The 19,761-nt window shown below is 67.3% G+C and carries 18 protein-coding genes; 5 read left to right on the top strand and 13 right to left on the bottom strand.

What is annotated here, in order from left to right; all coding sequences use genetic code 11:
- Window positions 1–363 precede the first annotated feature (363 nt).
- The 6 genes from RM423_RS16180 to RM423_RS16155 are packed head-to-tail and all read right to left on the bottom strand — an operon-like array spanning window position 364 to window position 4,269.
- On the bottom strand, window positions 364–996 hold the full coding sequence (locus RM423_RS16180) for a TrmH family RNA methyltransferase (RefSeq protein ID WP_396327749.1): 633 nt from the start codon (window positions 994–996) through the stop codon (window positions 364–366).
- 30 nt (window positions 997–1,026) lie between these two features.
- Complete coding sequence (gene pyrE, locus RM423_RS16175) at window positions 1,027–1,554, bottom strand: orotate phosphoribosyltransferase (RefSeq protein WP_311424080.1); 528 nt, start codon at window positions 1,552–1,554, stop codon at window positions 1,027–1,029.
- Window positions 1,555–1,585: 31 nt separating this feature from the next.
- Complete coding sequence (locus RM423_RS16170) at window positions 1,586–2,383, bottom strand: SDR family NAD(P)-dependent oxidoreductase (RefSeq protein WP_311424079.1); 798 nt, start codon at window positions 2,381–2,383, stop codon at window positions 1,586–1,588.
- Window positions 2,380–3,078: a hypothetical protein gene (locus RM423_RS16165; protein WP_311424078.1), complete on the bottom strand. Its 699-nt coding sequence runs from the start codon at window positions 3,076–3,078 to the stop codon at window positions 2,380–2,382. The genes RM423_RS16170 and RM423_RS16165 overlap by 4 nt, the downstream gene beginning before the upstream one ends.
- 21 nt (window positions 3,079–3,099) lie before the next feature.
- On the bottom strand, window positions 3,100–3,489 hold the full coding sequence (locus RM423_RS16160; RefSeq protein ID WP_311424077.1) for a DUF2752 domain-containing protein: 390 nt from the start codon (window positions 3,487–3,489) through the stop codon (window positions 3,100–3,102).
- 12 nt (window positions 3,490–3,501) lie between these two features.
- Window positions 3,502–4,269 (bottom strand): RDD family protein, encoded by a 768-nt coding sequence (locus RM423_RS16155; RefSeq protein WP_311424076.1) that lies wholly within the window; start codon window positions 4,267–4,269, stop codon window positions 3,502–3,504.
- 156 nt (window positions 4,270–4,425) lie between these two features.
- Here RM423_RS16155 and RM423_RS16150 point away from each other — a divergent pair, with 156 nt between their 5' ends.
- Window positions 4,426–5,043, top strand: coding sequence for a hypothetical protein (locus RM423_RS16150; RefSeq protein WP_311424075.1), 618 nt, complete (start codon window positions 4,426–4,428; stop codon window positions 5,041–5,043).
- A 26-nt stretch (window positions 5,044–5,069) separates the two neighbouring features.
- On the opposite strand, the gene clpB is transcribed toward RM423_RS16150, so the two are convergent.
- The 6 genes from clpB to RM423_RS16120 form a co-directional block, all read right to left on the bottom strand.
- A complete protein-coding gene (gene clpB, locus RM423_RS16145; RefSeq protein WP_311424082.1) occupies window positions 5,070–7,658 on the bottom strand; it encodes an ATP-dependent chaperone ClpB in 2,589 nt (862 codons plus the stop codon).
- 276 nt (window positions 7,659–7,934) lie between these two features.
- Complete coding sequence (locus RM423_RS16140) at window positions 7,935–8,402, bottom strand: heat shock protein transcriptional repressor HspR (RefSeq protein WP_311424074.1); 468 nt, start codon at window positions 8,400–8,402, stop codon at window positions 7,935–7,937.
- A gap of 1 nt (window position 8,403) precedes the next feature.
- Window positions 8,404–9,372, bottom strand: coding sequence for a DnaJ C-terminal domain-containing protein (locus tag RM423_RS16135; RefSeq protein WP_311424073.1), 969 nt, complete (start codon window positions 9,370–9,372; stop codon window positions 8,404–8,406).
- A gap of 155 nt (window positions 9,373–9,527) precedes the next feature.
- Window positions 9,528–10,148 carry a nucleotide exchange factor GrpE gene (gene grpE / locus RM423_RS16130; RefSeq protein ID WP_311424072.1) on the bottom strand — a complete coding sequence of 207 codons (621 nt, stop codon included), beginning with the start codon at window positions 10,146–10,148 and terminating at the stop codon, window positions 9,528–9,530.
- A 2-nt stretch (window positions 10,149–10,150) separates the two neighbouring features.
- Window positions 10,151–11,998: a molecular chaperone DnaK gene (dnaK, locus tag RM423_RS16125; RefSeq protein ID WP_311424071.1), complete on the bottom strand. Its 1,848-nt coding sequence runs from the start codon at window positions 11,996–11,998 to the stop codon at window positions 10,151–10,153.
- A 140-nt stretch (window positions 11,999–12,138) separates the two neighbouring features.
- Complete coding sequence (locus tag RM423_RS16120; RefSeq protein WP_311424070.1) at window positions 12,139–12,639, bottom strand: GNAT family N-acetyltransferase; 501 nt, start codon at window positions 12,637–12,639, stop codon at window positions 12,139–12,141.
- Window positions 12,640–12,763: 124 nt separating this feature from the next.
- Here RM423_RS16120 and RM423_RS16115 point away from each other — a divergent pair, with 124 nt between their 5' ends.
- The 3 genes from RM423_RS16115 to RM423_RS16105 all read left to right on the top strand — a co-directional run bounded on the left by RM423_RS16115 (window position 12,764) and on the right by RM423_RS16105 (window position 16,840).
- Entirely contained in the window at window positions 12,764–14,158 is a 1,395-nt protein-coding gene (locus RM423_RS16115; RefSeq protein WP_311424069.1) for an RNase A-like domain-containing protein, read from the top strand.
- Window positions 14,155–14,511, top strand: coding sequence for a contact-dependent growth inhibition system immunity protein (locus RM423_RS16110; RefSeq protein ID WP_311424068.1), 357 nt, complete (start codon window positions 14,155–14,157; stop codon window positions 14,509–14,511). Before RM423_RS16115 ends, RM423_RS16110 begins: the two co-directional genes overlap by 4 nt.
- A gap of 109 nt (window positions 14,512–14,620) precedes the next feature.
- On the top strand, window positions 14,621–16,840 hold the full coding sequence (locus RM423_RS16105) for a heterodisulfide reductase-related iron-sulfur binding cluster (protein WP_396327748.1): 2,220 nt from the start codon (window positions 14,621–14,623) through the stop codon (window positions 16,838–16,840).
- A gap of 19 nt (window positions 16,841–16,859) precedes the next feature.
- Here the strand turns inward: RM423_RS16105 and RM423_RS16100 are convergent, their stop codons facing one another.
- A complete protein-coding gene (locus RM423_RS16100) occupies window positions 16,860–17,624 on the bottom strand; it encodes a sulfite exporter TauE/SafE family protein (protein WP_311424066.1) in 765 nt (254 codons plus the stop codon).
- Window positions 17,625–17,847: 223 nt separating this feature from the next.
- Between RM423_RS16100 and RM423_RS16095 the strand changes: the two genes are divergently transcribed.
- Entirely contained in the window at window positions 17,848–19,743 is a 1,896-nt protein-coding gene (locus tag RM423_RS16095; RefSeq protein WP_311424065.1) for a penicillin-binding transpeptidase domain-containing protein, read from the top strand.
- Window positions 19,744–19,761 lie beyond the last annotated feature (18 nt).

The following is a 19,761-nucleotide window of genomic DNA, read 5'->3' as shown; positions in this document are numbered from 1 at the left end:
TTCGGCACACTGTTGAGTTCTCAAAGAACAGGCACACACCATCACAGACCACCAAGTCCACTCCGGGGCAACCCCACAAACACTACCCGACACAACCCACCAAGTCAAAACCCAACCCAGGCACGTCTCGGTGTTACCTCTCGCAGCTTGTGAAGCACGATCAGGCAACCTATAAAACTATACTCGGTACGATTCGCAAGTGCAAAAATTGCCTCGCTCGTCCCGGCTGCCGCGTTCACCCGCTCGTTGAGCGCGTCCCTGCGACTTCTACGACGATACCTCCGATGCCGTGGGAACTCCAAATTCGCTGGTGGTTGCAGCGTCCACGATCGAGATTGAGTCCTCTACGCAAGGTCAACTGGTTCAGAGCGTCGCCTCTGGAGCGCCGTGTTGGCGGATCCACGCATGCATGGCAATCCCCGCCGCGACACCGGCGTTGATGGAGCGGGTGGAGCCGAACTGCGCGATGGACAGTGTCACGGCAGCAGCCCGACGGGCGTCCTCCGTGAGTCCCGGTCCCTCCTGGCCGAATAGGAACACCACCTGGCGGGGCAGTTCCGCCGATTCGATGGGCCGTGACCCCGCGGTGTTATCGATGCCCACGATCGTCGACCCGGTCGTGCCCGCGTGCTGGACGAGGTCGGCGACCGTTGGTACGTGACGAACGTGCTGGTACCGGTCCGTGACCATCGCCCCTCGTCGATTCCAGCGTTTTCGGCCCACGATGACCACCTCTCGGGCAAGGAAGGCATTGGCGGTGCGCACGACCGTCCCGATGTTGGCGTCGTGCTGCCAGTTCTCGATGGCAACGGAGAAGGCATGCCGACGGGTATCGAGGTCGGCCACGATTGCCGCGACCGTCCAGTAGCGGTAGTGGTCGCGTACGTTGCGGCGGTCCCCCTGCGCCAACAGGTCAGGGTCGTATTGCACACCGACGGGCCACGGCTGGGGGTGCGGGCCCACTCCGACATCGAGGTCGGGCGTCGCGTCGCCCATGCCGGCGAGTTGGTCAGACACCCGTGCCCGTTACGCGAGACCGAGGTCGGCCAGCGAGAAGGCCGACCGGCACTCCAGCCCAGCATCCTGGATGGCCGCGGTGGCGCCGCGATCCACGATCAGGGCCACGCCGACCACCTCAGCGCCCGCTTCACGCACAGCCGCTACAGCGGTGAGCGGGCTGGATCCGGTCGTCGACACGTCCTCCACGACCAGCACCCGACGGCTACCGACCTCGGGGCCTTCGACCCGGCGCTGCATCCCATGCTTCTTCTCGGCTTTGCGGACCACGAAGGCATCCACCTCGCCCGCGCTGGCATGCATGATGGCGGTCCCCACCGGGTCCGCTCCCAGGGTCAGGCCGCCTGCGGCGTCGTACGTCCAGTCCGCCGTGAGCTCCCGCAACACCCGCCCGACCAGCGGCGCGGCCTTGCGGTGCAGCGTGATCCGGCGAAGGTCGATGTAGTAGTCGGCCTGCTGGCCGGAGGACAGCGTCACCGCACCCTGCACCACGGCCAGGTCTTTGATCAGTGCAAGCAGTTCGTCCCGATCGCTCATGGCGCAACCCTAGCGACGGCGGTGTGCCCGGTCAGCGACGAGCCACCGCCTTGCGCACCACCGACCGCGGCAGCAGCTTGATGAGCACCAGGATGGCCCGGTAGCGCCTGCTCGGCACGCTCACCACCTTGCCCGCGCGGGCATCGGCCAATCCGTCGGCCACCACGCGGTCGGCGTCGAGCCACATCCAGGACGGGGTGCTGCTCATGTCGGCGGCCGCTCGGGCGTGAAACTCGGTATGCGTGAAACCGGGGCACACCGCGGTGGCACGCACCCCGGTTCCGTCGAGCAGCGAGGCGACCCCCTCGGTGAACGTCGTTACCCAGGCCTTGCCCGCGGCGTACGTCGTCGCCCCGCCCCGGGGCACGAACCCCGCCACCGACGAGATGTTTATGATCTCGCCGCGTCCGCGGGGGCACATGGCGTTGACCGCGGCATGGGTCAGGGCAAGGACTGCCCGGACATTGACGTCCAGCAGGCGCTCCTCTTCGGCGAGGGAGGCCTTGCCGAAGGCCCGATACAGTCCGAAGCCGGCGTTGTTGACGACGCTGTCCACCGACCGGTCGACAGAACCGATCCGATCCGCTACCGCCGTCCGGCCGTCCTCTGTACCGAGATCGGCGGACAGCACCTCGACCTCGACGGGATAGCGGCTCCGCAGGTCGGCGGCCGAGGACTCCAACCGCTCGGCGTCGCGAGCGACCAGCACCAGGTCCCGTCCCTCCGCGGCGAACCGGCGGGCGAACGAGGCCCCCAACCCGGCGGTCGCGCCGGTGATCAGGGCGAACCCGGTCAGCTGCGCGGCGTCCGGCTGCTGCGTCCAGCTCATTCGGTGCGCTGCTTTCGCGACTTCGCGCGGGGAGCCGGACGCCTCGGGAACGGTGAGGTGGCCGACGCCTGCGCTGGCGACTCAGCCGTGGCGGGATCGACCGTTCCTGAACCGGAGGTACCCGAGCGGGAACTGGCGGGGGTGCGGAGCGGCTGCGTGCGGGCACCGAGGAGCGCACGCAACGGCGATACCGCCACCGTGCCGGGGCGCCGGAAGTGCGCATTCGAGGCAGGCAGGAACAGCAGCACCAGGGCGGCGGCGGCCGACAGGCCGGTCAGCCCCGACAGCACCCGGAAGGCAACGCTGCCGCTGGCGAAGAAGCCGAACACCCGTTGCACGTCACCGAGAACGATGAAGACCAGCACCGCGAACAGCCATCGTGACCAGTTGCGGCCGTCGCGGATCAGCTTGGCCAGCAACAGCACCAGCAGGATGGAGACGATGGTGACCACCATGCTGGACCGGAACGCCGAGGTGATGTAGTCCTCGATCTGCCGGGCCGTCCAGGTGGGGTTTGCCCTGGCCACGGTCCGTCGTGCATCGGCGCGGGTGCCGTACAGCGCGAAAGCCGCACCGAGTGCGAAGACGCACCGGGCAAGGATCGCCCACACCGCGTAGTCGATGCTGCGGGGACGGGCGGGCCGGACGGGTTGGCCCGATCCCTCCGGAGCCGCCGGGGCGGGGTTGATGCTCATCTGCAGCAGCGTACCGGCGGCTCAGACCGGCGGAGCCAGCCACGATCCGGCGGGCAGGTTTCGCAGCACCGTGAAAACAACGGCCATCCCGAACAGTGCCCACCGCGCCGCCCCGGGCAGCGGGTGGTGGATCGGCTGGCCGTCGCGTACCCGGTGCCATCCGAGGAGCACCACCGGCGGGATCGCGCACACGAGCAACGCATTGTCGTGCAGGGCGGTGCCGAGGTCGCCGTGCAGCAGTGCATGGGTCGCGCGAGTGGCACCGCAGAACGGGCACCACAGCCCTGTCAGCGCGTGTAGTGGGCACAGCGGCACGTACGTGGAATTGGGATCGATCACGTACAACGCTGCCAACGCCGCGAGGGCGGCACCGGCAACCGTCGCGGGTACCACCCTCACTGCGTGGCGCATGTTCGTGGCGTGTTATTTGGCCGAGATGACGAAGTCGCGCGCCGCCTTGTCGTGCCAACCCTGGTACCGCTTGGTGCCGTCGAAGAACGGCGAGATGTAGCCGACGAGGCACAGCAGCCCGGTCAGGGCTTGCACCAGGTAGCGCAGCAGGCCGCGGCCGACGCCGATCGCGCCACCGCTCGACGCGTCGACGACCTTGATACTCAGCGCCATCATTCCCACGGTCTGCTGGCGGACACCGATCAGGTAGCCGAAGTAGCCGAAGTCGATGACGAGCGAAACCAGGATGCCGGTGAGCGACGTACCACCCGAGGTTCCGAAGATGGACCGGATGATCGTGTTGATAATGCCGAGGATGATGAGGTCGATGAGCAAGGCGAGAAATCGGCGGCCCATGTTGGCCGGCGCTCCCGGCCCGGCCACGGGATACTGGTTGTACCCGTAAGGAGGCGGCGCGGAGCCGTAGCCGGCCTGACCGTAGGGCTGTTGGCCGTATCCCGGCTGCTGACCGTAGGGCTGTTGGCCGTATCCCGGCTGCTGACCGTACGGCTGTTGGCCATAGCCAGGCTGCTGCTGGCCATAGGGCTGCTGGCTGTAATTCGGCGGCTGTTGGCTGCCCGGTGGCTGCTGGCCCGGTTGCTGCTGGCCCGGTTCCTGTCCTGACTCCGGTGCGGCCCAGGGGTCCGGCTGCTGCCCCTGCTGCGGCGCCGCCCAGGGATCCGGCTGAGACGGCTTGTTCTCGGCCGAGTCGCCGTTCGGGTCGCTTCCCCACTGCGTCATTGCTGTCTCCTCAGCGATTAGGCAATGCACCGGACCGGCGCTTGCCGCCAGAATCTATCGAACTTCTTCGCTTCGGGGACCGCCATCGGGAATATGTCGCCCGTCCGGTGGGTCAGGACGCTGCGCCGCATGGTTCATCCGGGTTACCGTCACCGTATGGCAGCAGCACGGCATCGTGGCGCGCCGGAGAGAGACGCGCGCGAACTGGCGGGAACGCCGACGACCGATCCGTACCGGGGCAGCCTGGCTGATCCGTACAACGTCACCATCCCGACACCGGCTCCGGCAGCACGCACCGACACGGTGGCGGCGGACGAGTACCACGCGCGTTCCAGGCAGCACCAGCAGGGAGCCCCGGGACCCGCCACCATGGCCGGGATCATCGCCATCGCGCTCGGCGTCACGCTCGGGTTACTGGCAATGGTGCTGCTGGCCATCCTGGGGCTGCAGGATGACTACGGCGCCCCGGACCGGTCGTTCTACCGGGGCACGGACTCCGGGTACGTGGTGATGGCGCTGGTCAACTTCGGCCTCGCTCTCGCGTCGTCCCTGGGCGGTCTTGCACTTCTGACCGGGCGGCTCGGCGGGCGGATCGCGATGACCGCCGCCGGCACCGGCATCCTCGTGCTGAGCGGCTTCTGGTGGCTGCGTGGCGACGTGAGCGCCGGCGTCCCCATCGTCATCGGCCTGCTGGCGCTGATCATGCTGGCGCTCAGCTACCAACGATCGGTCACCAGGTGGCTCGGCGTGCTACCCGCGTCGCAGCCCGAGTAGCACGCCGGTCCACCAGCACGGTGCCGTCAGTGGACGTCGTTCACCGTCAAGCCCGATCGGTCCTCCGTGACGTCGATGAGGACCTTGTCACCGTCGGTGACCTCGCCGGCGATCAGCGCACGGGCCAACCGGTCACCGATCGCGGTCTGGATCAGCCGCCGCAGCGGCCGAGCCCCGTACAGCGGGTCGAAACCGTTGAGCGCCAGCCACTCACGCGCCGCATCGGAGACGTCCAGCACCAACCGGCGACCCTCGAGCCGCCGCTGCAAGGCAGCGAGTTGCACGTCGACGATGCCGGCCAGCTCGACCGTGCTGAGCGGATCGAACACCACGATGTCATCGAGGCGGTTCAGGAACTCCGGCTTGAAGTGCGACCGGACGATCTCGAGCACCGCTTCCTTCTTCAATGCGTCCACCATCTCCGAGACCAGAATGTGCGACCCGAGGTTGGACGTCATCACCAGGATCACGTTGCGGAAGTCCACCGTCCGGCCCTGACCGTCGGTCAGCCGACCGTCGTCGAGAACCTGGAGGAGCACATCGAACACGTCCGGGTGCGCCTTCTCGACCTCGTCGAACAGCACCACCGAGTAGGGCCGGCGGCGGACCGCCTCGGTGAGCTGCCCACCCTCGTCATAACCGACGTAGCCGGGCGGGGCACCGACGAGCCGGGCGACCGAGTGCTTCTCGGAGTACTCACTCATGTCGATGCGGACCATCGCCCGCTCGTCGTCGAAGAGGAACTCCGCGAGCGCCTTGGCCAGCTCGGTCTTTCCGACACCGGTCGGGCCGAGGAACAGGAAGGAGCCGGTCGGGCGGTTGGGGTCACTGATACCGGCCCGGGCCCGGCGGACGGCGTCGGACACTGCCTGCACCGCCTGCCGCTGGCCCTTGACGCGGGCGCCCAGTCCCTCTTCCATGCGCAGCAGCTTTGCCGTCTCGCCCTCCATCAGGCGTCCGGCGTTGATACCCGTCCAGGCAGCAACCACCTCGGCGATGTCATCGGCGGTCACTTCTTCTTTGACCATGACGTCCGCTGCCGGTGCCTGCTCGCTCTCCGACGCTACGGCGAGCTCCTTCTCCGTCGCCGGTATCTCGCCGTACATCAGCCGGGACGCGGTTTCGAAGTCACCTTCGCGCTGCGCGCGCTCGGCCTGCGTCCGAAGATCGTCCAGCTTCTCTTTCAGCTCGCCCAGGCGGTTCAGGCCGGACTTCTCGCGCTCCCAACGGGCGTTCAGCGCGTCGAGGGCCTCGGTCTTGTCGGCCAGCTCACTTCGCAGCGCCGCGAGCCGCGCGATGGAGGCCGGATCGGTCTCTTTGGAGAGTGCCAACTCCTCCATCTTCAACCGGTCGACCGCGCGTTGGAGCTCATCGATCTCGACCGGACGGGAGTCGATCTCCATCCGCAGCCGGGACGCGGCCTCGTCGATCAGGTCGATGGCCTTGTCAGGCAGGAACCGGGACGTGATGTAGCGGTCGGACAAGGTGGCGGCGGCCACCAGCGCGCCGTCCGAGATCTGCACCTTGTGGTGGGCCTCGTAGCGGCCGGCCAATCCGCGCAGGATGCCGATGGTGTCCTCGACGGACGGCTCGCCGACGAGGACCTGCTGGAACCGGCGCTCGAGAGCAGGGTCCTTCTCGATGTGCTCGCGGAACTCGTCCAGGGTGGTGGCGCCGACCATGTGCAGCTCACCGCGGGCCAGCATGGGCTTGAGCATGTTGCCCGCGTCCATGGCGCCCTCGCCGGTGGCACCGGCTCCGACGACGGTGTGCAGCTCGTCGATGAAGGTGAGGATCTGGCCGGCGGAGTCCTTGATCTCGGTGAGGACGGCCTTCAATCGCTCCTCGAACTCGCCGCGGTACTTGGCACCGGCGACCATCGCGCCCAGGTCCAGAGAAACCAGCCGCTTGCCCTGCAGTGACTCCGGAACGTCGCCGGCCACGATGCGCTGAGCCAGGCCTTCGACCACGGCGGTCTTTCCCACGCCTGGCTCGCCGATCAGCACCGGGTTGTTCTTGGTGCGGCGGCTGAGCACCTGGATGACGCGCCGGATCTCGGAGTCCCGCCCGATGACGGGATCGAGCTTGCCCTCACGGGCGGCCGCGGTCAGATCGACGCCGTACTTCTCCAACGCCTGGTAGGTGCCTTCGGGATCGGGGCTGGTCACCCGGGTGGAGCCCCGGACCTGGGTCAGCGCCTCTCGGAGCGCGCCGGGCGTCGCGCCCACCCTGGTCAGCAGCGCCGAGACCTCGGACGTGACCTCGGCGAGGGCCAGCAGCAGATGCTCGCCGGAGACGTACTCGTCACCGGCGTCCTTGGCGATCCGCTCCGCGGCAGCGAGCACGCTCAACAGACCGCGCGAGGGCTGCGGTGCCGAGACCGTCGAACCGGCCGCTGCCGGCAGTGCCGAGACGAGTGTGTTGAGTTCGCTCACCAGCCGCGCCGGGTCGACACCCACTGCCTGGGTCATCGGACGGGCCAGACCGTTCTCATCGGCCAGCAGGGCTGCCGCCAGGTGAACGGGCTCCACGGCTGGGTTGCCGCGCTGAGCAGCGTCGCGCGCCGCATTGGAAAGCGCCTTCTGGCTGAGGGTGGTCAGATCCATGACGTCTATCTCCCCCTGTTTGTCGCTGTGTTGATCAATTCGCTCGGGCGGGTGCCCGGCGTCACTGGAATCAACGATACAAAGGTTGAGCCTGTTCCGCTCAAGTCTTGCAGACTGCCGTACTGATGCCTGCCTTTCGTGTGCCTGCCTTTCGTGTGCCTGCCTTTCGTGCTGCCGGCCGGTGCGGATGCGGCTGTCCCCGCGCGCCGAGCCGGCTCGGCGGATCGTGTGCGCGGGCAGCTCCGTCGTGGAGTCAATGACTGCCGTGCTCACCACGGGTAGAGCTCAGGACTGTTGGCTCTTGGCCTGCGGCCGCCACACCACGAGCGCGGTGGACGGATCGGCGAACGGGCGGCGCAACGGGATCGACACGATGTCCCCGGCCGAGCCTGCCGCGAAGAGCCGCCGCTGCACCGAACCGGCGGGCGGTGATGAGGTGGCCTCACGGCGCTCACTCTCGCTCGCGGCGAGCCTGCTGCGCAGGGCGTGCACCTGGTTCTCGAGATCGAGGATTCGCTTGATGCCGGCGAGGTTCACGCCCTCTTCTTGCGAGAGCCGTTGAACCTCGCGCAGCTGCTCGATGTCACGTGCGGAGTAGCGTCGCCCCCGGCCCGCGGTGCGCTGCGGCGACACCAACCCCAGCCGATCGTACTGGCGCAGCGTCTGTGGGTGCATGCCGGCAAGTTCGGCGGCCACCGAGATGACGAACACCGCAGCAGATTCCGCGAAAGCCGGCCCCACCCTGGGAGCCATCTCAGGCCTGCCTTGCCTGGGCGAACAGCCCCGCTCGTGGATCGTCGCCAGCTGTCGCCGCGGCCAGGGCCTCGACCGCCTCGCGGGCCGCCGAGTCGAGCTTCTGCGGCACAGCGACCGAAACCGTGACCAGCAGGTAGCCAGCCGTTCCGTCCTTGCGCTGCACGCCCTTGCCCTTGACGCGCAGTACCCGTCCGGACGGTGTGCCCGGCGGCAGCTTCACCGTCACGGTGGAGCCGTCGAAGGTGGGGACCGCGATGTTCGCGCCTAGCGCCGCCTCGGCGAAGGTGACCGGAACCGTGATGGTCAGATCGTCACCGGAGCGGCCGAACAGCGGGTGCGGCTCGACGTTCACGGTGAGGATCAGGTCGCCGTTGCCGGCCGGGCCCGGGTTGCCTCTGCCGCGCAGCCGGATCTTCTGGCCGTCCTTGACGCCTGCCGGAACTCGCGCGGTGACCGTGGACCCGTCGCCACGACGCAGGGTGACGGTGTCGCCCTCGACTGCCTGGCGGAAGGTGAGCGAGGTGGATGCCTCGACGTCGCTCCCGACGCGGGGCGACTGGCCGAAGCCACCGCCCGCGCCGTTGCCGAACGCGCCCGAGAGCAGGTCCTCGATGCTGATGTTGCTGCCGCCGCCTGCCTGGCGGCCGGACTGCCGGCCGAAGAATCCGGAGAAGACGTCATCGGAGAATCCCCCCGCGGGGCCGGAGCCCGCGGTGAACCGGGCGCCGCCGTGACTCATCGTCCGGACGGCGTCGTACTCCTTGCGCTGCTCGGCGTCGGAGAGCACGGAGTACGCCTCGCTGACCTCTTTGAACCGCTGCTCAGCATTTGCGTCACCCGGGTTCTTGTCAGGGTGCAGGTCTTTGGCGAGCCGGCGGTAGGCCTTCTTGATGTCCGAATCCGACGCGTCAGAGGCGACGCCCAGGGACTTGTAGAAGTCCTTGTCGAACCAGTCCTGGTTAGCCATGACGTCGTACCTCCTTTATAGGTGTCTGGATGGTCGGGCCGCCCACCGTTTCGGCGGGCGGCCCGAGCCATGGTTCTTACGTGGTGGTTCTCGCTGGGGCTGGTTCTTGCCGCAGCTGGTCCGTACCACGCTTGTTTAGTACCGCGGTCGACGGCTTACTGCGGATCGGCCACCGAGACCCGGGCGGGTCGGATGATCCGCTCGCCGATGCGGTAACCGGGCTGCAGCACAGCGACCACGGTGGTGCCTTGCGTCCCCTCGGCCAGTTCCGCTTCGACGTGCATGAGGGCATCGTGCACAGCGGGGTCGAACGCCGCTCCCGGCTCGCCGAAACGCTCGACGCCGTACTTGCTCAGCGTCGCCTCCAGCTTCTCGGCGATGCTGGCGAACGGACCGGAGTCGAGGTCACCGTGCTGGCGAGCCAGCTGGATGTCGTCGAGCACCGGCAACAGTGACTCGACGACCGAGCCGATCGTCAGTTCACGCGCCGCGGAGCGGTCCCGATCCATCCGCTTGCGGTAGTTGGCGTACTCGGCCTGCAGCCGCTGCAGGTCCATCAGCCGCTCTGCCGCGAGCAGTTCGTTCGCATCGACCTCGGCCGGTGGGGTGCTGTCGATCAGTTCGCCCTCGATGACGTCGTCACCGGCCGGCTCGGGCGCGCCCTGTGTGGACACGGCGGAGCCGTCAGTGTTGATCTTGCGCTTGTTCGCGAAGGTGAAGCCTGGCGCCGGCTTGTCTGCCCCGGTGCCAGCTTCATCCGCTCCCTGCTCGCTCACTGCTACTTCTCCTCGTCGATGACCTCGGCGTCGACCACGTCGTCAGCACCCGCGCCGGCACCACCGGTGGTGGTCCCGCCGTCCGCGCCGGCGGTCTCCTCGGAGGCCGAGGCGTACATCGCCGTGGCGACCTTGCTGCTGACCTCGTTCAGGGCGGTGGTCTTGGCCTGGATTGTCTCGTTGCTCGCGCCGGCGTCGGCCAGAGTGGTCTTCAGCTCGGCCAGCGCGTTCTCGAGCTCGGTCTTGGACTCGGCGGCGATCTTCTCGCCGGAGTCGGCGATGAACTTCTCCGTCTGGTAGACCAGCTGCTCACCGGTGTTGCGGACCTCGGCTGCCTCACGGCGGCCCTTGTCCTCGGCAGCGTGGGCCTCGGCATCCTTCATCATCCGGTCGATCTCGTCCTTGGACAGGCTCGATCCACCGGTGATCGTCATGCCCTGCTGGTTACCCGAAGCAAGGTCCTTGGCGGAGACGTTGACGATGCCGTTGGCGTCGATGTCGAAGGTGACCTCGACCTGCGGCACGCCGCGGGGAGCGGCCGGGATGCCGGTCAGCTCGAAGACGCCGAGCTTCTTGTTGTACGCCGCGATCTCGCGCTCGCCCTGGTAGACCTGGATCTGCACGCTGGACTGGTTGTCGTCCGCGGTCGTGAAGATCTCGGATCGCTTCGTCGGGATCGTGGTGTTGCGCTCGATCAGCTTGGTCATGATGCCGCCCTTGATCTCGATGCCCAGCGAAAGCGGGGTGACATCGAGCAGCAGGACGTCCTTGACCTCGCCCTTGAGAACACCGGCCTGCAGCGCGGCACCCACGGCGACCACCTCGTCCGGGTTGACGCCCTTGTTGGGCTCCTTGCCGCCGGTCAGCTCCTTGACCAGGTCACTGACCGCGGGCATCCGGGTCGAACCGCCGACCAGGACCACGTGGTCGATGCGGTCCAGCGGGATGCCGGCGTCACGCAGCACGTTCTGGAACGGAACCTTGGTGCGCTCGAGCAGGTCAGCGGTGATCCGCTGGAACTCAGAACGGCTCAGCTGCTCGTCCAGGAACAGCGGATTCTTCTCCGTGTCGACGGTGATGTAAGGCAGGTTGATGCTGGTCTGCTGCGACGAAGACAACTCGATCTTCGCCTTCTCGGCCGCCTCGCGCAGCCGCTGCAGCGCCATCTTGTCCTTGGTCAGGTCGATGCCGTGCGCCGCCTTGAACTTCTCGACGAGCCAGTCGATGATCTTCTGGTCCCAGTCGTCGCCACCGAGGTGGTTGTCGCCCGAGGTGGCCTTGACCTCGATCACGCCGTCGCCGATTTCGAGCAGCGAGACGTCGAAGGTTCCACCACCGAGGTCGAACACCAGGATGGTTTGCTCCTTCTCACCCTTGTCCAGGCCGTAGGCGAGGGCCGCGGCGGTCGGCTCGTTGACGATCCGCAGGACGTTCAGACCGGCAATCGCTCCGGCCTCCTTGGTGGCCTGGCGCTCGGCGTCGTTGAAGTACGCCGGGACGGTGATGACAGCGTCGGTGATGGTCTCACCGAGGTAGGCCTCGGCGTCGCGCTTCAACTTCTGCAGGACGCGGGCGCTGATTTCTTGCGCGGTGTACTTCTTGCCGTCGATGTCCACCGACCAGTCGGTGCCCATGTGGCGCTTGACCGAACGGATGGTCCGGTCGACGTTCGTGACGGCCTGGCGCTTGGCAACCTCGCCAACGAGTACCTCGCCGTTCTTGGCGAAGGCGACGACGGACGGGGTAGTCCGCGAGCCCTCCGCGTTTGCAATGACCTCCGGCTCGCCACCGGTCAGTACGGCGACGACGGAGTTGGTGGTGCCGAGATCGATTCCGACCGCGCGTGCCATGTGAACTCCTCAAAGTCTGTGCTTGTAGTTCTCAGCTTGATCGACTGCTGGCTCTGATATTGCTACCTGGATCGACCTGCTGTCAAAACAACTGAGTCTGGGGGACTCAACTTCCGTCCGGTGGTGTGGTTGGGTCATAGTCATTGGCGGTTGAGCTCCTTGGCTAGCCGGACGACTGGCTGGCCGTCGTCGGGCCGGACGAGTGGGATGAATTGGTACCCGCGGTTCTGGTAGAAGCGGTGGTTGCTGACGCTGCGGACGCCGGTGATCAGCTCCATCCTCGTCACCGCGGCGGGCACCCTGCTCTCCGCCAGTCGGAGCATCGCTCCACCGATGCCCTCGCCGCTGCGGTCGGGCACCACACCCAGCCGGCCGAGGAACGCCGTGGTGGGCGAGAGCAGCGAGGTCCGCACCGTGGCGATCATCCGAGCAGTCGAGTCGCGGTAGACCCAGATGGTCAGCGCCGGATCCGCCAGTTGGGCGGCTACGTCGCTGAGTTCCTCGAGTAGCGGTGGGATGTCGATGCGCCGCGCTTCTCTACCCTCGCGGACCCAGGCCGCCAACTGCAGCGTGAGTAGCTCCCCGGCATCGTGCGCCCGGGCGCGTGCGGTGCCTGCGGCAACTGCCTCGTTGATATCCACCCCTGGGAGTCTGCCTGATCGCGTGGGCCGGAGGCGCGCTTACCCACAGGCCCAGCCATCCTGTGGATAACTTTCTGGGGGGTACGTCGGTCGTGTCTAGGGTGCTTCATTATGGAACGACACCATGGCGCTTAGCCGCTTCGAGTTGCCGTCGGACGGCCCGACGGCCCGGGACGTTTGCCTGGCGCAACGAGTGCCGACGGGCGACCCGCAGCAGGTTCGCTCGGTGGCCCTTCGCTCCGGTGCGCTTGCGGCGGAACTGCGGTCCGCGGCACGGGTGTTGCTGTCGAGTGCGGACGGCGGCCTCTGGCGCGGGAAGGCGCAGCAGGCCCTCGCCGACACGCTGCGCGCGAAGGCCCCTCATCTGGACGCGACGGCGGAGCGGTACGAGTCGTACGCGGCAGCCCTGGCCGGCTATGCCAGCACTCTCGACATCGCGTCGCCGCAGTTGCGGTGGCTGCGAGGCGAACTCGCCAACCGTGCCGGGGTGGGTACGACGCCGCTGGGCAGTCCGAGCCTCGGTCCGACGTGGACTCACGAATCGGCGGCGTCCCCCGGCGCCGGTCATGCTGCGGGCGCCCAGGCTCTGACTGCCCAGTCCCCGGCAGCCCAAGCCGCGAGCGTGGAACTGCGGGCTTACGCCCAGCGCTTCAAGGCCGGTTACGACGAGTGGGCCGACGCCCTCGACCGCTGCTGCACGGCCCTGCTGCGTGCCGACGCCAGCGATCCGACGCGTGACGTACACGGGCTCGCCGCGCTCGGCAGGCAGCTGGATCGGATCGCCAAGTACGCCGCGCCGATCGATTACATGCTCATGCACCCGACGTTGAAGAACGCCTCAGAGTGTTTGGGCATCCTCAGCACTGAGCTGTCCGTGATCGGGTTCGCGTTGTTGTTCATCTGCCCGCCAGCCGGCGCGGCATGCCTGACCGCCGCCACGGTGGTCGCCGCGGCCCAGTTGGCCACCGACGTGGTGCGTCGAACTCGGGGGGACCATGTCAGCGCCTCGACGCTGGGGCTCGACGCGATGGGCGCCTTGCCGGTCGGCGGCAAGGCGTTCACCGCCGGGCGCGAGATTGGGCAGGCCGCGCACGCTCTCGAAGAGTTTGCGCCAGGCGTGCGAACCATCAGTCGGGTGGTGCCTGGTGGAGGGCTCGCAGCTCATGAGGCAGCGGGCGGCCACACTTTGGAGAAGCATGTGGGCAAGAGCGAAGAGTTCTTGGCGCGCAGGCTGGCGACTGAGCCGGACATCCGAGGTGCTTCCAGCTTCTACGACCGCGAGGTGGCTGAACAGTCCATCTCAGATCTGCTGAAGGCAAACCGAAGCGAGATAGAGCGTTGGCTGAGAACCGATGGCAAGAAAGTTGTGCTCACCGGCACTGCAAGCCGCGCACTTGGTAGCTGCCTCTCTCGTGCGACCGAGGAGATCACCGAAGGAACGGGCATCCGACTCGTGCTCCGACGCGACCCCGGTGCCCGCGAGGGATACCGCATACAGACGGCGATGGTGACCGAGTGAAGGACTTCAAGGCCCTAGAAAACTTACTAGCTGGATACCTCCACGAAGATTGGCGGGACGAGTATGAGAGCGCCTGGTCGGCAATTCGGGACTTTGCGCTGTCCGAGCCGACGCACGCTCCAGCCCTCGGGGCTGAGGTGCACGACCTGCTCGAACGATTCTCCGACGAGGACGACGCCGTAGTTGCCCAGTTCCTCACCTCAGATCTAGGGCTCGGCTACGCCGCGGAAGCTGACGGGTGGGGCAGCTACCGAGAGTGGCTATTGGCGGTGGCTGACCAGGTCGATGAGCTGTTGCGGGGCCAACCACCCGAGCCACCCGACCGACCGCGATCGGGCTCGGCCCAGGTGTGACCAATTCGGTGTGGTGCTGACGTGGTTACCCATGAGTAACAGCGCGTATTCTTGCGCAAGCCCTTCCCTGAGCTCGACAAGCTAGACGACGCTGGAGGTCGCAGTGGCACTGCGCATCATTCTGACCCTGCTCATGACCGTCGCGACCGCGGCCATAGCGGGTCGTCGGGTGTTCTGGCTGGTCAAGCTCATCCGCTCCGGAGCCGCGGACCCCGGCCGCGGCAAGGACGTCGGTACCCGCGTAGTAACCGACGCCGAAGAGGTACTCGGCCAGAAGCGGCTGCTGAAATGGTCCATCCCGGGCCTTGCCCACTTCTTCACGTTCTGGGGCTTCCTGGTCCTGAACCTGACGATCCTCGAAGCCTATGGCGCCCTGCTGATCAACCGCGACTTCCACATTCCGCTGGTCGGCAAGTGGCAGCTGCTGGGGTTCCTGGAGGACTTCTTCGGGGTTGCCGTCCTGGTCGGCCTGGCGACCTTCGCCATTCTGCGCGTCCGCAACGCCCCTGAGCGCAAGAAGCGCGACTCCCGCTTCTACGGTTCGCACGCCGGCCCGGCGTGGGTCATCCTCGGCATGATCACGCTGGTGATCGTGACGCTGTTCTTGCTCCGTGGCGCCCAGATGAACGCCGGCGAGTTCTCGTACGGCCACTCGAAGTGGACCTTCGCCTCGTACCTGACCGCCAAGGCCCTGGGCACCGGCGCCTACAACGCCGGCCTCGCCACCATCTTCCTGCTGGCCCAGGTTGCCGTCGTCCTGGCGTTCCTCATCATCGTCACGTACTCCAAGCACCTGCACATCGCCACGGCCCCCATCAACATCTACTTCAAGCGACTGCCCAAGGCACTCGGCGCGCTACCGCCCGTGAAGGATGCCGAGGGCAAGCCGATCGACTTCATGGACGCCGAGAACCTGTCCGAGGACACCGTGTTCGGCAAGGGCAAGATCGAGGACTTCACCTGGAAGGGTTACCTCGACTTCGCGACCTGCACCGAGTGCGGACGCTGTCAGTCCCAGTGCCCGGCGTGGAACACCGGCAAGCCGCTGTCTCCGAAGCTCGTGATCATGGACCTTCGCGATCACCTGTTCGCTAAGGCGCCCTACCTGATCGGCGGCAAGACCGTTGCCGACGATGCCATGCCCAACTTCAGCACGCCCGCCGCGGAAGGCGGCTCACACGGCACCCACGTTCCAGAGGCCGGCTACCCGCGGGTCGAGGGATCGGGTATCGAGCAGGTGCAGCGGCCGCTGGTCGGTGACTTCGCCTCGCACGGCGTGATCGACCCCGACGTTCTCTGGTCCTGCACCACCTGCGGGGCGTGCGTCGAGCAGTGCCCCGTCGACATCGAGCACATCGACCACATCATCGACATGCGGCGCTACCAGGTGCTTATCGAATCCTCGTTCCCTTCCGAGGCGGGCACGATGCTGCGCAACCTGGAGAACAAGGGCAACCCGTGGGGCCTGCCCGCCCGCAACCGCGAGGAATGGACCGAGGGCCTCGGCTTCGACGTCCGACGGGTGTCACCGGGCGAGTCGCTGCCCGACGATGTCGAGTACCTGTTCTGGGTCGGCTGCGCCGGCGCCCTGGAAGATCGCTCGAAGAAGGTCACCAAGGCATTCGCCGAGCTGCTGAACGTGGCGGGCGTCGAGTTCGCGATCATGGGCGCCAACGAAACGTGCACCGGTGACTCCGCGCGCCGGCTCGGCAACGAGTTCGTCTTCCAGATGCTCGGTGCCGAGAACGTCGAGAAGCTGAACTCCATCAAGCCAGAGGGTCGCCCGCTCAAGATCGTCGCGACTTGCCCGCACTGCTTCAACACCATCGCCAACGAGTACCCGCAGCTGGGCGGGGACTACGAGGTCGTCCACCACACCCAACTGCTCGCCAAGCTCGTCGAGGACGGGCAGTTGACGCCGGTCGAGCCCGTCGCCAAGAACGTCACCTATCACGACCCGTGCTACCTGGGCCGCCACAACAAGATCTACACGCCGCCCCGTGATGTGCTCGGCGCCATTCCGGCGCTGAAGTCGCAGGAGATGCACCGTTGCAAGGACCGGGGATTCTGCTGCGGCGCCGGGGGCGCCCGGTTCTGGATGGAAGAGAAGATCGGCAAGCGCATCAACACCGAGCGCACCGAAGAGGCTCTGGGCTTGGACCCGGACCTCATTTCGACGGCGTGCCCGTTCTGCATGGTGATGCTGTCGGACGCCGTCAACGAGAAGAAGTCCGATGGATCAGCCAAGGAGCACGTGCAGGTACTGGATGTGGCTCAGATCCTGCAGCAGTCGATGACACGTCCCGCCACGGTGACCGCGACGGACTAGTGCCCTGGGCGCGCGCTCCTCAGAAGAAGAGGAACTTCACCAGGGCGGCAACGCCGACCACGACGATGACCCCGCGCAGTACGAGCGGCGACAGCCGCCGTCCGACCACCGCGCCGAGCTGACCGCCCAGTGCCGAGGTGACCGCGATGATCCCGACGTAGACCCAGTTCGGATGCGCCAGGATGCTGAACAGCACGCCGGCCACCCCGTTGACGAGGCCCGCCAGGACGTTCTTCACGCCGTTGACCCGCTGCATGTTCGTGTCCAGCAGAGCGCCGAGAGCCGCCACCAGCAGCACACCCTGCGCAGCGCCGAAGTAGCCGCCGTACACGCCGGTCAGCAGCACCAGGCTCCAAAGCAGGACGGGGTGTCGGCCGTGTGAGGGATTGTCAGCCGCCGTCCCGACGAATCGCCGAGACAACCGGGGCTGCGCCACCACCAGCACGAGGGCCAGCACGATGAGCACCGGCACTACGGCGCGAAAGACGCCTGCCGGGAGCACCAGCAGCAACAGCGCGCCGACCACGCCGCCGCTCAAGGATGCCAGCCCCAGGCGCACCAGCCGGTCCCGCTGGCCGGCCAGCTCGCGTCGGTAGCCGTATGCGCCGCTGAACGAGCCCGGCACCAGCCCGATGGTGTTGCTGACGTTCGCGGTGACCGGCGGCACACCCAGCGACAGCAACACCGGGAAGGTGATCAGGGTGCCGGATCCCACGACGGTGTTCATCGTTCCCGCCGCCAACCCGGCAACGCCGACCAATATCGCAGCTCCGATGCCTGTCACCGGACCACCGTAGTGGCTGGCCGCGACACCCCAGCGAGGCCCAGCCCAGCAGCGGGACGGGCGCCGCTCTGCCGAGCCGGTGAGCGTTCCAGCGGGCGAAACGCGCGCCAGGGCGGGGTGTCACCGGACCACCCGTCTGATACCGCTACTACCGAATAGTCATGCTGAGCACACGCACAGCCGCACGGGCAGAACTGTCGGCGCGCTTTGGTTGAATTCACCCATGACCTCCCGCCGCCTCCGGTTGTCCGCACTCGCAGCCACAGTTGCCGTCGCGGCCCTGGGCCTCGCCGGCTGCAGTCACGGAAAGAAGACCCCGCCCGAGCAGGTCGTCGCCCAGCGCTACCTGGCCGCGCTCGCGTCCGGTGACGCCGCCGGAGCCGCCCAGCAGACCAGCGATCCGGCACCCGCGCTTGCGACGATCGAGAATAGCCTGAGGGGTTTAGGGATCGGTGCCAAGGCGACGCTCACCGTGACCGGCCTTGCCGATCGCCAGGATGCCGCGGCGATCGCCGACTACACCGCGTCGTGGACACTGCCCGGCGTGAACGCTCCCTGGAAGTACAGCGGCTCGCTGCCGGTGGTGAAGCAGGGCAAGAACTGGGTCGTCAGCTGGAAGGCCAGCGATCTGCACCCGCAGCTCACCAACGGCTCGCACCTGAGCGTCCAGCGGACCGAACCCGACCGGGCCGCGCTGCAAGACCGCAACGGCAAGCCGCTCTTCAGCAGGACGCCGGTGGTCGAGGTCGGCATCAACCCCGCCAACGTGGCGAACCTGCCGTCGCTGGCGGCCACCCTGGCGGCGGTGCCACAGCTACAGACCAGCGCACGAGAGATCACGACCGCCGTCAAGGCAGCGCCGAAGAACCAGTTCGTTCCGATCATCACGCTGCGCCAGAGCAGCTACCTGCAGGTCAAGGCCAAGATCCACGAGCTCAAGGGGACCCAGTTCAATCCGAGCACCCTGCTGCTACCGCCCACCTCGAACTTCGCCAAACCGCTGCTCGGCAGCGTCGGACCAGCCACCAAAGAGCTTGTCGACCAGTCCAAGGGACGTGTGCGGGCAGGCGATCAGACTGGGCTCTCCGGGCTGCAACTGGCGCTGGACAAGCAGCTGAGCGGCACCGCCGGCGTGGCGGTATACGCCGCCACCGATACGACCGGCGCACTCGGCGCCGAGCTGGGCACGGTGACCACGGCTACTGCCGGAAAGCCGATACGCCTGACCCTGGACACGGCGCTGCAGGAAGCCGCCGACGCGACGCTCTCAGCGGTCACGCTGCCTGCTGCCCTGGTTGCTCTGCAACCGTCGACCGGCAAGATCCTGGCCGTGGCGAACAGTGGCGCGGCGACCGAGGACATCGCCCTTGCCGGCGAGTACCCGGCGGGCTCCACCTTCAAGATCGTGACCTACACCGCGGCCTTCCAGAACAACCCGGCTCTGACAGCAACCTCGACCGCCCCGTGCCCCGCGACGGTCACCGTCAACGGCAGGTCCTTCGAGAACGAGAACAAGTTCTCACACGGCCCCATCCCGCTCACGGCCGCGTTCGGGTACTCGTGCAACACCACCGCCATCAATACGGCCATGAAGCTTCCCGCCGGCGCCCTGCACAAGGCCGCCACCGAACTGGGGCTCGGCGGCACCTGGAGCCTGCCGGTGGACTACTTCTCCGGCTCGCTGCCCGGCACCGCCACCGGAACCGAGCTCGCCGCAGAGGCGATCGGCCAGGGCAAGGTGCTGGTCAGCCCGCTGGCGATGGCGTCGATCGCCGGAGCCGCCGCCTCCGGCAAGCCCGTCGCACCGACGCTGATGACGGATCGGGCCAGCTCAGCCCAGCCTCTCCCGCCGAAGGTCACCGCCAACCTCAACGCGCTGCTGCGGGCGACGATATCGATGCCGGGTGCGACCGGTTACGCCGAGCTGAACAGCCTGCCCGGTCAGATTCGCGGCAAGACCGGAACGGCAGAGTTCGGCACGGACACGCCACCCAAGAGCCACTCGTGGTTCGCCGGCACCCGAGGCGATCTGGCGATCGCGGTATTCGTCTACGGTGGCGAGGACTCCACAACCGGCGCGGTTCCACTCGCGCGAACGTTCTTCACAGCGGCGCCCTGAGCTTTGTACGGTGGAACC

It is taken from the genome of Jatrophihabitans lederbergiae, from assembly GCF_031845305.1.
Lineage (GTDB): Bacteria > Actinomycetota > Actinomycetes > Mycobacteriales > Jatrophihabitantaceae > Jatrophihabitans_A > Jatrophihabitans_A lederbergiae.
Note: the sequence above shows the minus strand (reverse complement) of the source record. Positions and strands in the feature narration are given on the sequence as shown.

Bases quoted from the DNA above. Each gene is read 5' to 3' on its own strand.
- RM423_RS16180 (WP_396327749.1), bottom strand. From the start codon at position 996: ATGGGCGACGCGACGCCCGACCTCGATGTCGGAGTGGGCCCGCACCCC.
- pyrE (WP_311424080.1), bottom strand. From the start codon at position 1,554: ATGAGCGATCGGGACGAACTGCTTGCACTGATCAAAGACCTGGCCGTG.
- RM423_RS16170 (WP_311424079.1), bottom strand. From the start codon at position 2,383: ATGAGCTGGACGCAGCAGCCGGACGCCGCGCAGCTGACCGGGTTCGCC.
- RM423_RS16165 (WP_311424078.1), bottom strand. From the start codon at position 3,078: ATGAGCATCAACCCCGCCCCGGCGGCTCCGGAGGGATCGGGCCAACCC.
- RM423_RS16160 (WP_311424077.1), bottom strand. From the start codon at position 3,489: ATGCGCCACGCAGTGAGGGTGGTACCCGCGACGGTTGCCGGTGCCGCC.
- RM423_RS16155 (WP_311424076.1), bottom strand. From the start codon at position 4,269: ATGACGCAGTGGGGAAGCGACCCGAACGGCGACTCGGCCGAGAACAAG.
- RM423_RS16150 (WP_311424075.1), top strand. From the start codon at position 4,426: ATGGCAGCAGCACGGCATCGTGGCGCGCCGGAGAGAGACGCGCGCGAA.
- RM423_RS16140 (WP_311424074.1), bottom strand. From the start codon at position 8,402: ATGGCTCCCAGGGTGGGGCCGGCTTTCGCGGAATCTGCTGCGGTGTTC.
- RM423_RS16135 (WP_311424073.1), bottom strand. From the start codon at position 9,372: ATGGCTAACCAGGACTGGTTCGACAAGGACTTCTACAAGTCCCTGGGC.
- dnaK (WP_311424071.1), bottom strand. From the start codon at position 11,998: ATGGCACGCGCGGTCGGAATCGATCTCGGCACCACCAACTCCGTCGTC.
- RM423_RS16115 (WP_311424069.1), top strand. From the start codon at position 12,764: ATGGCGCTTAGCCGCTTCGAGTTGCCGTCGGACGGCCCGACGGCCCGG.
- RM423_RS16095 (WP_311424065.1), top strand. From the start codon at position 17,848: ATGACCTCCCGCCGCCTCCGGTTGTCCGCACTCGCAGCCACAGTTGCC.